This window comes from Massilia sp. LjRoot122 (assembly GCF_964252725.1).
Lineage (GTDB): Bacteria > Pseudomonadota > Gammaproteobacteria > Burkholderiales > Burkholderiaceae_D > Telluria.
In genome coordinates this window covers 2,065,520-2,081,294 of the sequence record NZ_CAXUPB020000001.1, presented here as the reverse complement: position 1 = coordinate 2,081,294, position 15,775 = coordinate 2,065,520, and the positions used below count along the sequence as shown (strand labels likewise).

Genomic DNA, 15,775 nt, shown 5'->3' with positions numbered 1-15,775 from the left:
TTTATGCGACGAAGTAAACTGCCGTCTCACCGCCACGCTTGCCGACCATGCCGACCAATCAACAGAAAGACGATCAACATCGCGAGATGTTCAATATCTACGAGCATCCGGGCCACCTGCTGCGCCGCGCGCAGCAGATTTCGGTCTCGATCTTCTTCGATGAACTGGGCGACGAACTGACGCCGGTGCAGTATGCAATCCTCAGCCAGCTGGCCCTGCATCCGGGCATCGACCAGGTGTCGCTGGCCGGCCTGGCCGCGATCGATACCTCGACCGGTGCAAGCGTGTGCGCCCGACTGGAAGAGAAGGGCCTGCTGGAGCGGCGCGTGATTCCCCATAACCGGCGCCAGCGTGCACTGACGATTACATCGAACGGCACACGGATGCTGGAAAACATGCAGGCCGGCGCCCTGCGGCTGCGCGAGCGCCTGCTTGCACCCCTGAGCCCGGCGGAGCAGCGCAAGTTCATGGAACTGCTGGCCAAGCTGGTACGCGAGAACAACGCGCAGAGCCGGGCGCCGCTGGCCGTGCCAGGTCCATAAGCTGGCACGGCCGGATATTGCTTAGCGCACGCCCTCGCCCGCCAGCGCGTCGCCGGTGAAACTGGCTTCCGGCTGGCGGCCGATGATGCGGTAGTGGGTGTTCTTCTCGTTCACCACACCGCTCATGTACCAGGCGCCGCTGATCAGGTCATTGAAACCGAACTGCTGTGGCGGCGTAGTGGCCGGCAAGTCGGGCATCACGACCGGATGCGACCACAAGGTCTTCCACAGCTGGCCCTTGGCGTCCCAGCGGTCGCCCAGCACCGCCACCCAGCTGTCTTCGTCCACGTAGTAGCGCGAGCGCGGCGCCTGGTGGCGCTTGCCCTGCTTGAGCGTGGCCTCGACCACCCACACGCGGTGCAGTTCCCAGCGTACGTGGTCCGGGTTCAGGTGGTTGGGACCGAAGACCTCGGCGTCGCTCTTCGGCGTATACAGGCCGTTGGCGTTATACGGGATATACATCTCCTTCTTGCCGACGATCTTCCAGTCGAAGCGGTCGCCACGCCCGCCCCAGACGTCGATTTCGTCGAAGCTCATCACGCCGGCCGAGGCCGGTGTCGGCGTGTCGCAGCAGGCGTTCGGCAGTTTGCGGGTACGCCGCTGCCCGGTGAGGTAGACCCAGGCCTGGCTCTTGTCCGGATCCAGGTTTTCCGATCCGGTGATCGCTTCGCCGGCACGGATCGCGGGCGCCGCCGTCACCAGGCGCAGCATCCAGTAATTATTGTTCTTGAACTTGTCGGCGCCGTCCTTGAAGTAATAGGGCATCTGGTAGGTGCCCTGCCCTTCGCTGGACAGCACGCGCTTGCCGTCGGAGGTGGTCAGGAACTGGCGGAAGTCCTGCTGCCAGGCCTCGCCGCGCCAGTGCAGGAGGTGGTTGGACATCACCTCCCAGCCGCTTTTCGGTATCGGGAAGGGAATGCCGCCGTAGGCGCCGGTCACCATCTCGCCGTCCAGTTTGGCGTTGGTAGCGTTCTTGAAGGTGTTGTCATACACCCACTGCGGCGCGGCTGCGGTGCGACGGGTGGTGTAGACGTCGACGCGGTAGCTGTTCGGGTACTTCTTCAGCAGCGCCTTGGTGCCGTCGGTCAGCTTGTCGGCATGCTGGTCCATGTTCTTGGCCGTGATCTGGAACAGCGGCTTGTCGCTGGCAAACGGGTCGCCGCGGCGGCCGCCGTTCTTGAAGCCGGGGACCGGCGTCGTATAGCCGCCGGTCCAGGCGGGGATGGTCCCTTCCTTGTTGCCGGCCCGTTCCGCCCCCATCGGGGTCAGTGTGGTTTTCAGCTGGGCCGCCTCGTCCGCGGTGACGCCCGCATAAGCGAGTCCGTAGGCGCCGAATGCCATCGCCAGGCAGAGCCCCGGCATCAGGCGCAGCGTGGTCTTCTTCGTGTGGATGTGGTGCATGGTGTACTCCTGGTCAGAATGTGTTGCGGATCGACAGAGAGAGGTAGTCGCGGTCGCGCAGTGCCTGCTTGAACTGCGCGTTGTTGGCGCCGTCCAGGGTCGGACCTTCCGGCCCGTAGAAGTGCGTGTAATTGGCGGCCAGGGTCCATCCGTTCAGGTAGATCGCGGAGACGCCCAGGTTCACGTCGCCGCCGCGATGCACGCCGAAACCCGGCCCCAGCGCGCCCGAACGGCCGCGCGTATGGCTCACGCCAACCGGCACGCTGAGGTCGACGCCGGGGAACAGCTGCCGGTAGGTGGGCGAGAACACCATGCGCAAGGCGGTCGCCGAGCGGTCCGCATTCGGGTTGAGCATGCCGGCATTGCGGGTCACCGAGGTGATGCGGTTCCAGGCGATCTCGCCCAGGAAGGAGGCTTCGCGCGAGATGAAGGACGGCCCCAGGCTGGCCAGCCAGGAAAGCTGGGCGTGCGCGGTTTCGCCGATCGCATAGCCCGGCTTGCTGTTGTTGTTCAGGCCCACGTTGACGCCGATGCTGCTCAGGATGGACTGGCCGGAGCTGGACAGGGGCGCATTGCGCCGCACCGATACCTCGCCGCTCAGCGACACCTCGCCGATCGCCTTGGCGAAACTGGCGCCATAGGCGCGGATGCCTTCCGCATAGGTCCACTGGAAAGTCGATGGACGCGGCGCCGGCGGGAAACCGGTCAGGGTGTTGTAGATGTTCGAGGGCGTGCTCGCATGGTAGCGCGTGGCGTAGAAGCCGAAATCGGTATCGATGCTCGGCGCACGCATGCGCAGCTGCAGGCCGTACTGCCCGCCCTCCTTCGGCTCCTGTTCGGGCAGCGCGGCGAAGGCCGGCGGATTCGGCAAGGCCGGATTGCCGGCAATGATGCGCTCCTTGCCCTCGCCCATCGTATCGGTGGTCGACAGGTAGCCGCCGACCGGCATCAGCCGGGTCTTGCGCCAGTCGTACCCGTAATAGGCGCCCAGCGACAAGTCTTCGTTCACCTGCACCTGGCCGGACAGCTTACCGGTCGGCATGGCGGTTTCCTTGAACTGGGCATTCGGCACGCTGAGCAGCTTGACCAGGTCGATCGGCGCCTGGCCGCCGGCGATGCCGTTGGCGCCGTAGAACAGGCTCTCGCCCCACAGCAGGGTGTGGCGTCCCAGGCGGAAGCTGCCCTGCATGTCGCCGAAACTGGCCTTGCCGAACACGAAGGCATCCAGCAGCTCCGCCTTCTTCCCGAGCAGCTTGCGCGTCGCTTCCGGGAACTGATTGCGCGGCACGTGGTTCGCGGTGATGGTGTCGTTGTCATTGGACGAGCGGTATTTCGCGTCGTACCAGGCCGCCCCGCTGACACGCAGGCCGACGTTCTGGTAAGTGACGTCGAACTCGCTGAGCAGGTCGATGCGGTTCGATACCATGCCTTTGCCGAAGTTGTTGTCGCCATCATTCTGGTTCAGGCAGATTGCGCAGCTGGCCAGGCCGGGCGAGGCACCCCGCAGCCGGTAGGCCTGGCTGTACTTGACCGTATTGTCGAAGCGGATCCTGAGATCCGGATTGTCGGTTTCGACCGGCGCCGCCTGCACGCTGGAAGCTGCCGCGCCGGCGAGGACGGCGAGCACGGCCCCTGCGATGGCCGAGCGCCGCGGCGGCCCGGATTTGCCTGATAGCGGCCTGGAACGATTCATGGTGTCTCCTTGTTATTGGTGGGGGTGTGAAGTCGTTTATGGAACGTGGATGACGGCATGCGCGGCGCCGACGGCGGGGGCATCGCCGGGCCGGGCGGCCGGCTCCGCGCCGCTCGCCCGGCTTGCTTCCGGCAAGAGGTAGCGGGCCAGTGCCGGCAGCAGCACCAGCGCGCCGACCATGTTCCAAAGGAACATGAATGCCAGCAGCAGGCCCATATCGGCCTGGAACTTGATGGGTGACAGGACCCAGGTGAAGACGCCGACGGCGAGCGTGACGCCGGTCAGCAGCACCACCTTGCCGGTGAAATGCAGCGCCTCGCGGTAGGCCTGGTCGAGGCTGTCGCCGGCGCGCAGGCGAGCCAGCATGATGCTCATCACGTACAGCGCGTAGTCGATACCGATGCCGACCCCGAGGGCGATCACCGGCAGGGTCGCCACCTTGACGCCGATGTCCAGGGCGACCATCAGCGCTTCGCACAGGATCGAGGTCAGCACCAGCGGCAGCACCGCGCACAGCACCGCGCGCCAGGAACGGAAGGTGACCAGGCACAGCAGCACGACGGCGCCGTACACCCAGTACAGCATGGCCCGGCTGGCATCCTTCACCACGATGTTCGTGGCGGCCTCGATACCGGCGTTGCCGGCCGCCAGCTCGAAGCGCACCTCGGCCGTGTTGTTGTCCACGGCGAAGCGCTCGACCTCATCCACCACGCGCGTCAGGGTGTCCGCCTTGTGGTCGCGCAGGTAGACGTACATCGTCAGCAGGCTGCAGGAATCGTTGTACAGGCCACGCGGCGCACCGGCCGTGACCATGTTCAGCGAACTCTGGTTCTGCAACAGTTCGTACCACTTCAGGTTGCCTTCATTGAGTCCGGTGATCACACGGCGGTTCAGCAGGGCCATCGTATTGGTCGAGTCGACGCCGGGCAGTTGCGCCAGGCGCCACTCCAGCGCGTCGATCCGCATCAGGGTGTCGTAGGCGGCGCACTGGCCCTCGGGCGTACGCACCATGACGGCGAACACGTCGCTGCTGGCCGCGTAGTGGCCAACCACGTAGGCGTTGTCGCGGTTGTAGCGGGAGTCGGCGCGCAGTTCCGGCGCGCCCGGGTCGAGGTCGCCGATCTTCAGCTGCAGGCTGGCGGCGTAGCCCGCCACGCCCATCAGCACCGCGATCACCACCGTCGGCGCGGCCCAGCGCCGCTGCGTGAATTTGCCGAGCAGGCGCCACAGCGCGCCATCCTCCCCGCCATGGCCCAGGCTGCGCTGCGCCGCCTTGGCGCCGACCCCGATATACGACAGCAGGATGGGCAGCAGGATCAGGTTGGTGAAGATCAGGGCCGCGACCCCGATGCTGGCCACCACCGCCAGGTCCTGGATCACCTTGATGTCGATGATCATCAGCACCGCGAAGCCGACCGCGTCGCACAGCAGGGCCGTGAGCCCGGCCAGGAACAGGCGGCGGAAGGTGAAGCGCGCGGCGATGATGCGGTGGGCGCCGCGGGCGACGTCCTGCATGATGCCGTTCATCTTCTGGGCCCCGTGGCTCATGCCGATGGCGAACACCAGGAAGGGCACCAGCACCGAGTAGGGATCGAGCGAGTAGCCGAGCAGCGGCAGCAGGCCGAGCTGCCACACCACCGCCACGCAGGAGCACAGCACCACCAGCAGGGTGCTGCGCACGCAGCGGGTGTACCAGTACAGCATGGCCGTGGCGATCAGGATGGCGACCGCGAAGAACAGCAGGATCAGGCGGATGCCGTCGATCAGGTCGCCGACCACCTTGGCGAAGCCGACGATGTGGATGTCGACGTTCTGGGCCGCGTAGCGTGCGCGGAGCTCCTCTAGCCGCCCGGAAAACACGGCGTAGTCGAGCGCCTTGCCGGTCTCGGGGTCGACCGCCAGCAGCGACACGTAGATGATGCTGGACTTGCCGTCGCGCGCCACCAGCTGGCCGACCTGGCCGGAGCGCTGCACGTTCATGCGCACCTGTTCGATGCTGGCGGCCGATCCGTCGTATTCGTTCGGGATCACCGGGCCGCCGTCCATGCCATCCTCGGTCACGCCGACCCAGCGCGTGGACGGGGTCCACAGCGACTTCATCGCGGCGCGGTCGACGCCGGGCAGCAGGAAGACGTCGTCGCTGACGCGCTGCAGGGTGGCGAGATAGGCCGGGTCGTAAATGCTGCCGCTCCTGGGCGCGACCGCGATCCGCACCGCGTTGCCCAGGCCCGCCAGGTCCTGCTTGTTCTTCAGGTAGTTGGCAATGTAGGGATGGCTCTTCGGGATCATGTCCTCGAAGCTGGCGTTCAATCGCAGGCCCATGGCCGTCCAGGCCAGCAGCGCCGTCAAGGCCAGGCAGAGCGCCACCACGACCGCGCGGTGGTTGAACAGCAGGCGCTCCGCCCAGGAGCCGGACTGGCGGTCGAAGTGTTCCAGGTCGGGAATCGGGTCCTGGCGCGAGGTGGAGGAAGTCGGGTTCATGGCTGGCCTCCCTTCTTCGCGGCGCCCTGCCCGAGTGTCTCGAGGCCGGCGGCGCCGGCCAATACCAGGCGGCCGTCGGCCGACTCGGTCACCGCGCTCACCGGAGCGCGCGGGCCGGCGGACAGCATCGCCAGCGGGGCGCCGGCGCGCGGCGCCAGCAGCACCTGGCCGGCCTGATTCGTGAAGGCGAACCTGCCGTCGCCCAGGGCCGCCACGCCGCTGAAGGAGACCGGCGGCGCGCCTTCGATGCGGGTGAAGCTGGCGCCGTCCGGGCTGACCTGGAAGGCGTTGCCCTTCAATCCTGCGATCACGACCCCGCTGCCGCTGGCCGCCATGGCGAAATAACTGCCCCGGTAAGGCGTCTCGATGCGCGTGAAATCCTGGCCGTTGGCGGAACGGGCGAAGTAGCCCTGTTCGCCGGCCAGCCAGACGGTGTCGCCGACGAGCCGCACGGCGTACAGGTGCAGGCCCTTGGGATTCGGAACCTGGTGCATGAAGGAGGTCCAGCTGCGGCCGCCGTCGCGGGTCCGGACCGCCAGCCCATAGGCGCCGACCGCCACGCCCTTGCGTGCGTCGCTGAACTGGATGTCTAGGAAGGGCTTGTCCGGGCCATCGGCCACCAGTTGCGCCGCCACCGATGCCATGCCGGCGGCTGCTGCCTCATTCGCAGCCGATGCCTGCACCTGGCGCGCGACCGCGCGGCCCTCCGTTTGCAGGGTCCAGGTGGCGCCGCCATCGGCGCTGTGCAGGATGGTGCCCGCATGGCCCGCGGTCCAGCCCAGGCGCGCATCGACGAAGCTGACACTGGTCAGCGTCGTGCTGACCGGGGTGCTCGCCTGGCGCCAGCTGGCGCCACCGTCATCCGACAGTGCGATCAGGCCGCGCTCGCCCACCGCGACGATGCGCTTGCCGGCGCTGGTCAGCGCCAGGAAGCTGCGGCTGTGCAGGCGCTCGGCCTTCAGCGCGGGCCGTGCCAGCACACCGGCCTCGGGGGCGGCAGCGGCGCTTCCCGGCAACAGCGCCGCGGCCAGCAGCACGGCCCCGGGGCGCAAGCTAAAAACAATCTGATTCATTCCACGTTTCCTGCAAAGTGAGTACGGCGAAAGACAAGACTTCCCCCTGGCGCTGCCACGGCGCGCCTGTCTCGAAGGGGTCGGCGGGAAGCACCCGCCAGGGGGCGGGCATGAAGCAAGGGCTGCGATCAGTCGCGGGCGTGCATGGGCAAGGTCTCCATCTTGTGTCGGCTGAGTGGTGCCGGTTTGTTATGAATTGATGGTATAGCGAGGCTTGCCGGGGGAGAACTGGAGACTTTCGATGGCTTCTATCGGCGCCGCCGATACATCAAGCCGGTGGACGGACGGCGCGCGGCGAAGGCCTGCCGGAGGCTCCGGCAGGCCTGGAAAGGAGAACGGGGAAGGCGGAGTTCAGGACTGCGACAGCACCGGATCGGCGGGACGGGCCGGCAGGAAGCAGGCGACGGCACAGGCGGCGATGACGACGGCGGCGAAGCCCAGGCTCTGGTAGCCCGAGAGCTTGACGACCGTCCCGCCGAGGATGGGGCCGACCGCCGCGCCGATCATCAGCATCGCCGGCGTCGCGCCGACCGCACGGCCGCTGGGGTCGAGCGCGGCCAGCAGGCCGAAAGCGAAGGTGTGGGTGAAGATCATCACGGCGGCGAAGAACATCGCGCCGGCCGCATAGGGGATGAAGGCCTGGCTTTGCGTCATCAGGAGGGCCAGCAGCGCCTGCACGATGGGACCGCAGACCAGTACCGTGCGCGGATTGACGCGCTTCTGGAGCAAGGCGGCTAGCGGCGCCGGCAGCAGGTTGACGAAACCGAGCGCGATCAGCACCCCCGCCACCGCCGCTGCGCCGAAGCCGCGGTCGGCCCCGATGCGCTCGAGGAAGGAAAACATCATCGCCTGGACCAGCGCCATGCAACTGACGCCGATCGCAGCAAGCCATACGGCGCGCGGCAATTTGCCGGGCAGGCGCTGGGCATGCCCGCCCGCGGAGCGCGCTTCGGGAAAGCCCAGCGCGGCCACGCAGGCGGCGAAGGCCATGATGCCGGCAAAGCTCCAGAACAGCGCGGGCGCGCCCACCGCCGCCACGATCTTCGGCACGCCGCCCATGAACAGGATGCCGAAGATGCCCAGCGCAAAGCCGACGATGGCGAACAGGCGGTGCGGGTTGCTGCTGCCGCCGATGGTGGCGTGTGTGACGCTCAGCGCCGTCGCCGCAGCCAGGCCGGCGACCACGTGCAGGACGGCCATGGCCGCGTAATCGTCGACCATCCCGACGGCGCCGAATGCCAGGGCGGCGAAGGCGAAACCGCCCGCCGCGGTGGCGCGCTTGGGCAGCCGGGCGAAACGGGGAGCGACGAACAGGCTGGCGGACACGGCGCCGATCAGGAACAAGGTGGCAAGCCCACCGGCCTGCTGCGGGTCCAGGCCATAGCCGCTGATCAGGACCCCAACCCAGACCGGCAGCGCGACCAGGTCGACCATCCCGGCGCAATGCGCCACCATCAGGGTGGCGCGCCCGCCCCAGCTCTCGCTCGTACTCGTCATCGTTGTCTCCTTGGTGTGGAAGCCGCCCGCCCGGTTCTGTCGACCGTTTTCGGCAATAGCGATGACGTAATGTACCGGCGCCCTAGTCCATCCACAAATCGGACCTTCCGATTCGTGGTATCCGGCATATCAATAGCTCAGGCCCGCAGCCCGGCTTCCTCCGAGATTTACTGCGCGGCGTACATGGACGCGTACTTGACGCCGAAATACAGGATGAAGGCATAGCAGGCCGCCGGCAGCAGGAAGGATGCCTGCACGCCCATGGCATCGGCCAGCGCCCCCTGTGCGAAGGGCACGATCGCGCCGCCGACGATGGCCATGCACAGGATGCCCGAACCCTGCCCCGTGTACTTGCCGAGGCCGTGCAGCGCCATGCTGAAGACGGTCGGGAACATGATCGAATTGCACAGGCCCACGGCCAGGATCGCCCACATCGCGACGGCGCCCTCGCCGAAGGTCCCGGCCAGCACCAGGGCGATCGCCGCCAAGGCATTGAAGGCCAGGGTCTTGCCCGGGCTGACCACGCGCATCACCGCGAAGCCGATGAAGCGGCCGACCATGGCGCCGCCCCAGTAGATACTGACGTAGTGCGCGGCGTCGGCGTGCGACAGGCCGGCGATATGCGACTCGCCGAGGAAGTTGATCAGGAAGCTGCCGATGCTGACTTCCGCCCCCACGTACAGGAAGATCCCGATCGCGCCCAGCACCAGGTGGCGATGCGCCAGGGCCGAGCCATGGCCCTCGCCCGCCAGCGGCAGGTCTTCGCTCTCGGCGATGGTCGGCAGCCTGGCGGCCAGGAACAGCACCGCCAGCACGGCCAGGGCGCCGGCCAGGGCCAGGTAGGGACCGCGCACGCTCGCCGCATCCGCGGCCACGGCCGCGCCGGCGGCCGAGAAGATCAGCAGGCCGCCGACTGCCGGGCCGATGGTGGTGCCGAGCGAGTTGAAGGCCTGGGTCAGGGTCAGGCGGCTGGATGCCGTACGCGCCGGACCGAGTACCGCCACATAGGGATTGGCCGCCACCTGCAGCACCGTGATGCCCGATGCCAGCACGAAGAAGGCGAACAGGAACAGTCCGTAGCCGCTGAACGAAGCCGGATAGAACAGCGCGCAGCCGGCCGCGGCGATCAGGAGCCCGGCCACGGCGCCCTTCTGGTAGCCGATGCGGCGGATCAGGGCGCCGGCCGGCAGCGACACGATGAAATAGGCGCCGAAGAAGCAGAACTGCACCAGCATCGCCTGCACATAGGTCAGGGTGTAGATCGCCTTCAGGTGCGGAATCAGGACGTCGTTGAGGGAGGTGATCAAGCCCCACATGAAGAACAGGATGGTGACGATCACCAGTGCGTTCCGGTTGCTTCCCTGCTGCGCCGTCCCTGCCCCCTCATGGGGGGCGGCGGGCGCCAAGTTGTTGACCATGTTTGCCATGCTGTCTCCTGGTGTCGATGTCGTTTATGTTTTATTTTGCCTGCAGGCCGGCGGGCGGACGCGGCAGGTCGGCGGCGCGCGTGCCCCACCCTGCGCTGTCCGGCTGCGCCGTGAGGCGGTAGCCGACGGTGCCGCCGGCCTGCAGCTGCTCCCAGTCCAGCCACACGCGCGACAGCGGCCGCCCCGCCCACTCTACACCCTGCACGAAGCGGCGCTCGCCGGGCTTGGCGCCAGGCGCCTCGATCCGCAGCACGCGGCCCTGCGGCAGGTCGATCTCGGCACGCGCGAAGCGCGGCGCGTGCAGCAGGAAGCGGCCGCTGCCCGGCAGGTCCGGATACAGGCCCAGTGCGCTGAACAGGTACCAGGCCGACATGGTGCCGAGGTCGTCGTTGCCGGTGACGCCGCCGGGACCGTTGGTGAACAGGGTTTCCGCGCCGCGCAGCACCGTGGTGGTCTTCCAGGGCTGGCCCATCAGGGTATACATCCAGGGCGCGTGCAGGTCCGGTTCGTTGTTCGGGTTGTAGCGGAACTGGCTGTAATAGCTGTACGGCCCCACCACCCAGGACTTGCGGACGGCATTCGGGTCGGCCAGCACGGCCTCGTAGTCGAAGAACTGGTCGAGGCGGCGCAGGGCTTGGGCGGTCCCGCCCATTGCCGCGGCCAGGCCCGGCACGTCCTGCTGCACCAGCCACTGGTACTGCCAGGCCGTGCCTTCGTGGAAGCCGTGGTCGCCGCGCGGGTCGAAGCCGCTGCCGACGTCGGCGAACCAGCTGCCGTCTTCCAGGCGCGGACGGGGGAAGCCGCGCTGCCCGGTCGGGGCGTCGACCACGGACGGGTCCCAGACCTTCTTCCAGTTGAGGGCGCGCTGGGCCAGCAGCTGCGCATCCTTCGTGTGGCCCAGCGCTTTCGCCATCTGCGCCAGCGCGCCGTCGGCCAGCGCATATTCGAGAGTCGCGGAGGCGCCGTGGTGCGGGTCGGTGTCCATGCCCTTGGAGATGAAGCTGCGGTCATACTGCACGAAGCCCTGGCGCAGGTAGCTTGGGTTGCCCGCACGCCCCTGCGGACGGATGGAGAAGGCCGGCACGCCGAAGGCGTTCTCGCGCAGCGCGGCATAGGCCTGCTTCTCGCGGCCCTTCAGGGCGCCGTAACGCCACAGGTCGACCAGGAAGGGCGTGACCGGATCGCCGGTCATGATGTTGGTCTCGAAGCTGGCATAGCCCCAGCGCGGCAGCCAGCCGCTCTGTTCGCGGATCTTCAGCACCGAATTGGCGATGTCGCGCGCACGCTGCGGGCGCAGCAGGGCAATCAGCTGGTTCTGGGCGCGGTAGGTGTCCCACAGCGAGAAGTACTCGTAGTAGGTCCAGTCCTTGGCGACGTGGATGCGGTCGTCGTAGCCGCGGTAGCGGCCATCGGCGTCGTTGCCGGTCATCGGCTGCAGCAGCGCGTGGTAGAGCGCGGTGTAGAACACGGTGCGGTCGTCATGGCTGCCGCCCTCGATGCGCACGCTGCCCAGCTCGCGCTGCCACTCGGCCTGCGACTTCGCCTTCATGGCGTCGAAGCTCAGCGGCCGGCCGTTCGCCATGCCATCCGCCTTCAGGTTGATCCTGGCGCCTTCGGCGTCCACGTGCGAGATCGCGCTGACGGCGGTGACCGCCTTGCCGTTCTTCAGGTCGAAGCTCAGCCAGACGCCGTGCGGCTTGGCCTCGCCCTGCTGGCTCGGGCCGTTCGCGCCGGGCCAGCCGCCGCGGTCATCCCAGATGCCCTTCGCGGCGAAAGGCTGGTCGAACACCATGCGGAACCAGGTGGTGTACTTGGCGCCGCCGCAGAAGCTCCTGGTGACGATCCGGCCCTCGACGCTGCGCTCGTCGACGATCCTGAGCTCGCTGCCGATGACGGAATGGCGCTCGTTGGCCTGGCCCAGGTTGAGCAGCAGGTGACCGGTGGCGGTGCCGGGCGCGAAGGTGTAGCGCTCGGCCGCGGCGCGGGTCAGCGCGGTCGATTCGGCGGTGATGCCGCCATAGCTGGTGAGCCTGACCTTGTAGTAGCCGGCCTGGCCGACTTCGTCGTCGTGGCTGTACTCGGCGGCATACTTCTTGTGGTCGAAGCTGCCCGGCTTGCCCGTATCGAAGTCGCCGCCCGGCTGGATGCTGCCGGTGACCGGCAGCACCGACAGCTGCCCGCCCTGCTCCCAGCAGCCGGCGCCGGAGACGAAGGAGTGGCCGAAGCCGCGGATGCGCTTGTCGCTGTAGCGGTAGCCGGCGTAATGGTCGGCGATCGGGCTGACCTGGATCTTGCCGAAGGGCGCGGAGGCGCCGGAGAAGGTATTGCCTTCGTCCTGGGTGCCGATGAAGGTGTTCACCGGCGTCGGGTTGGCACACGCCACTGCCGGCAGCAGGCAGGCCAGCAGCAGGAATGAAGCGAAACGGGCTTGGCGCATCAGATTACCTCTCCTTCGAGCAGTTCGAACAATCGCTGCATGGATTCCGGCTGCGGCGGGGTGGCGCCGGCCTGCAGGCAGGCGGCGGAACCGGCTGCCAGCGCAGCGTGCAGGTGGGCCTGCAGCGGCCGGCCGGGGTGGCGCGCGAGGCTGTGCAACAGCCCGGCCGCGCTGGCGTCGCCGGCGCCGACCGTGTCCACCACGTCGACTGCCGGTGCGCGCGCATCGCAGCGATGGCCGCCGTGGAGCAGGCTGGCGCCCTGGCCGCCGCGCGTGAGCAGGCACATCGCGTCGGGGTTGAGGGCACGCAGGCGCAGCAGCGCCTCGTCAAGGCCAAGGCCGGGGAACAAGCCGCGCAGGTCGTCGTCGGAGACCTTGATCAGGTCGGCCAGCGCCGCCATCGCCTGCAGGGTCGGCGTGTAGCGCTCGTCCATCAAGTTGCGGTAGTTGGGGTCGTAGCTGATCGCCACGCCGCGGGTCTTCAGCTGGCGCGCCAGAGTCACCAGCTTGGAGGCCAGTGGTTCGCGCGCCAGGCTGATGCCACCGAAGTGGGCCCAGCGCAGCGCATCGGGCCAGCCGGCCGGCAGCCGGTCCGGATCGAAATGCAGGTCGGCGCTGTCGTCGCCGATGAAGAAGTAGCGCGGCGGTTCGCCCTGCTCCACCACCGCCAGCAGGGGCGAACGGTCGACCCGCTGGGTCAGGCGCAGGTCCAGGCCCACCGCTTCGCTGGCCGCCCACAGGGCGTCGCCGAAACGGTCGCGGCTGATCGCGCCGGCGAAGGCCGTGGGCTCGCCCAGTGCCGCCAGCGCGCGCGCCACGTTCCAGGTCGAGCCGCCCACCCGGCTCACCCACTGTTCGTCGCCCTGGTGGATCATGTCAGTCAGCGCCTCGCCGGCGCACACGAACTGCGGCGCCTCAGTCATGGCCGCCCTCCTTCAGCACCGCGACGATGTCGTAGCAGGCCCCCATGGTGTGGTAATCGACCTTGCCGGCCGGGCTTTTCTCGTCGCTGAGCTTGCGGTTCTGGCGGTCCAGGATGCGGTACCAGGCGCCGTGCTCGTGGTCGACCATGTGGGTCCAGCTGTACTCCCACAGGCGCTGGTACCAGTCCCAGTACTCGGCATTGCCGGTACGCTGGGCCAGCATGGCCGCCGCCGCCGCGCTCTCGGCCTGTACCCAGAAATACTTGTGGGCGTCGCACACCGACAGGTCGGGCGCCAGCGAATAGCACAGGCCACCGTACTGGGCGTCCCAGCCCTTCTCCACAGCGACACGGAACAGGCGCTCGGCGGTCGGCAGCAGCCAGTCCAGGTCCTGCTCCAGCACGCCCAGTGCGCGCTTCTCGAGCTGCAGCAGCAGCTTGGCCCATTCGGTGAAGTGGCCGGGCTGGTAGCCCCACGGGCGGAACAGGTTTTCCGGATCGTCGACGTTGTAGACCCAGTCGGGCTGCCACTGGGCGTCGTAGTGCTCCCAGACCAGGCCGCCGCAGCGCTCGGCCTGGCGCCGGGTGATGTTGTCAGCCACGGTGTAGGCGCGCTCCAGGTAGCGGCGCTCGCCGGTGGCATTGTAAGCTGCCAGCAAGGCTTCGCAGGCATGCATGTTGGCGTTCTGTCCACGGTAGCCGGACAGCGTCCAGTCGCGGCTGGCCTCATCGGCATACAGGCCGGCCTGCGGATCCCAGAAGCGCTTTTCCATCAGCTCGAAGCTTTCCCCGATCCAGACCCGCGCCTGCTCCAGCCCTGCCATCGTGGCATGGGCATAGGCCAGCAGCACGAAGGCCAGGCCATAGGCATGCTGGGTGTCGTCGGCCACCTTGTCGCCGTCGAGCAGCCAGGCATAGCCGCCGCTGATGGGATCGCGGTGCCCGGCGCGCAGGAAGCGCAGGGCATGGCGCAGGCCCTCCAGGTAGGCCGGGTCCTGGAAATGGCGGTAAGCCATGGCATAGGTGAACACGAAGCGGGTGCTGCTGACCAGGTGGCGCTGGCGCGTATCGTAGACCGTGCCGTCGTCTTTAAAAAAGTGGAACAGGCCGCCGGCGGGGTCGATCGCGCGCGGGTGGTAGAAGCGCATGGTGTGGCGCGCATGGTCGAGCAGCACGGTCGGGCTGCGGAAGTTCGGGAATGTGGACATGTCGAGTGGTGGTCTGGGGTGCGTTAGTCGTCGCAGCTGCTCTCGCGCACGATCATTTCGACCGGCACGGTGATCTGTGATGGGTTTTCTTCTGGTTTGTTGAGGAGGAGTTCGACGCCGGCCCGGCCCAGGGCTTCCTTGTCCACGCGGATCGTGCTGAGCGGGGGAATGGCGGCAGCGGCGGCGGCGATGTCGTCGAAGCCGACGATGGCGATGTCGTGCGGGATCTTCATGCCCTCGTTGAGGCAGTACTTCATGGCGGCCAGTGCCGTGCTGTCGTTGTAGCAAAACACCGCGTCGGCCGGTTTCGGCAGGCTGAGCAGGCTGCGCATGGCTTCCACGACGGCCTCGTCGCCATCGCCCATGGTGGGCACGATGACTTCCAGGGCCGGATCGGCGTGGACCTTGGCGTCGAACAGGGCCTGGCGGAAGCCCCGGTTGCGCTGCTGGATGCTGTAGTGGGCCAGCGAGCCGGACAGCATGGCAATGCGCTTGCGGCCGCAGCGCAGCAGGTGCTGGGTGGCCAGGTAGCCGCCGCGCACGTTGTCCGGGTTGACCGACGTAAAACCGCGGCGGTGCATGTCGACCAGCACCACTGGCTTGCCGACCTGCTGCAGGACGGCCAGCACTTCCGGCTCGAAGAAGCCGGCGCACAGGAAGGCATCCGGCTGGTGCAGGCGGATCAGCCCGAGCACCGGTTCTGCCGGACCGACCGCGATGAAGGACAGCGCAATGCCTTCGCGCCGGCAGGCTTCTTCCGCGCCGTGCAGCACCGGGGAATAGAAAGGACTGGACGCCAGGGTGTTGTGCTGGCTGTGCAGCAGGAAGGCGATGCGGCGGATGCGCCCTTTCTTGAGCTGGTTGAAGTCGTAGCCCAGCCGCAGCGCCGCTTCGCGCACCTTGCCGCGGGTCGCTTCGGTCATGCCGGCCTGGTTCTTCAGTGCACGCGACACGGTGCCGATCGACATCCCGGTATCTTCCGCGATGTCGCGCAGGGTCACCTCGCTCATGGCTGCACCAGCGAAATACTGTGCATGAAAAAGTCTCCGTTATTCATTTTATTAAACGCTGATGGCTGCGTTCTTCTTAGGTAG

At 67.7% G+C, this 15,775-nt stretch carries 11 protein-coding genes; 1 reads left to right on the top strand and 10 read right to left on the bottom strand.

The window, feature by feature from the left end; all coding sequences use genetic code 11:
* The first annotated feature begins 47 nt into the window (after positions 1–47).
* Positions 48–542, top strand: a complete 495-nt coding sequence (locus tag ACSQ25_RS09220) for a MarR family winged helix-turn-helix transcriptional regulator (protein WP_436105391.1) — start codon at positions 48–50, stop codon at positions 540–542.
* 21 nt (positions 543–563) lie between these two features.
* On the opposite strand, the gene ACSQ25_RS09215 is transcribed toward ACSQ25_RS09220, so the two are convergent.
* From ACSQ25_RS09215 to ACSQ25_RS09170, 10 genes are all read right to left on the bottom strand, one after another.
* Positions 564–1,943 carry a DUF1329 domain-containing protein gene (locus tag ACSQ25_RS09215; protein ID WP_436105390.1) on the bottom strand — a complete coding sequence of 460 codons (1,380 nt, stop codon included), beginning with the start codon at positions 1,941–1,943 and terminating at the stop codon, positions 564–566.
* Positions 1,944–1,956: 13 nt separating this feature from the next.
* On the bottom strand, positions 1,957–3,636 hold the full coding sequence (locus tag ACSQ25_RS09210; RefSeq protein ID WP_436105389.1) for a DUF1302 domain-containing protein: 1,680 nt from the start codon (positions 3,634–3,636) through the stop codon (positions 1,957–1,959).
* Between the two features lie 36 nt (positions 3,637–3,672).
* Positions 3,673–6,117, bottom strand: a complete 2,445-nt coding sequence (locus ACSQ25_RS09205) for an efflux RND transporter permease subunit (RefSeq protein ID WP_436105388.1) — start codon at positions 6,115–6,117, stop codon at positions 3,673–3,675.
* Positions 6,114–7,190, bottom strand: coding sequence for a YCF48-related protein (locus ACSQ25_RS09200; protein ID WP_436105387.1), 1,077 nt, complete (start codon positions 7,188–7,190; stop codon positions 6,114–6,116). Before ACSQ25_RS09200 ends, ACSQ25_RS09205 begins: the two co-directional genes overlap by 4 nt.
* 351 nt (positions 7,191–7,541) lie before the next feature.
* On the bottom strand, positions 7,542–8,687 hold the full coding sequence (locus tag ACSQ25_RS09195; RefSeq protein WP_436105386.1) for an MFS transporter: 1,146 nt from the start codon (positions 8,685–8,687) through the stop codon (positions 7,542–7,544).
* A gap of 167 nt (positions 8,688–8,854) precedes the next feature.
* A complete protein-coding gene (locus tag ACSQ25_RS09190) occupies positions 8,855–10,114 on the bottom strand; it encodes a sugar MFS transporter (protein WP_436105385.1) in 1,260 nt (419 codons plus the stop codon).
* Between the two features lie 31 nt (positions 10,115–10,145).
* The gene (locus ACSQ25_RS09185; RefSeq protein WP_436105384.1) at positions 10,146–12,551 is read right to left on the bottom strand and encodes a GH92 family glycosyl hydrolase; all 2,406 of its coding nucleotides are present in this window, start codon (positions 12,549–12,551) and stop codon (positions 10,146–10,148) included.
* The gene (locus tag ACSQ25_RS09180; protein WP_436105383.1) at positions 12,551–13,474 is read right to left on the bottom strand and encodes a carbohydrate kinase family protein; all 924 of its coding nucleotides are present in this window, start codon (positions 13,472–13,474) and stop codon (positions 12,551–12,553) included. The genes ACSQ25_RS09185 and ACSQ25_RS09180 overlap by 1 nt, the downstream gene beginning before the upstream one ends.
* Entirely contained in the window at positions 13,467–14,681 is a 1,215-nt protein-coding gene (locus ACSQ25_RS09175) for an AGE family epimerase/isomerase (protein ID WP_436105382.1), read from the bottom strand. Before ACSQ25_RS09175 ends, ACSQ25_RS09180 begins: the two co-directional genes overlap by 8 nt.
* 23 nt (positions 14,682–14,704) lie before the next feature.
* Positions 14,705–15,691 carry a LacI family DNA-binding transcriptional regulator gene (locus ACSQ25_RS09170; protein WP_436105381.1) on the bottom strand — a complete coding sequence of 329 codons (987 nt, stop codon included), beginning with the start codon at positions 15,689–15,691 and terminating at the stop codon, positions 14,705–14,707.
* Positions 15,692–15,775: the final 84 nt, after the last annotated feature.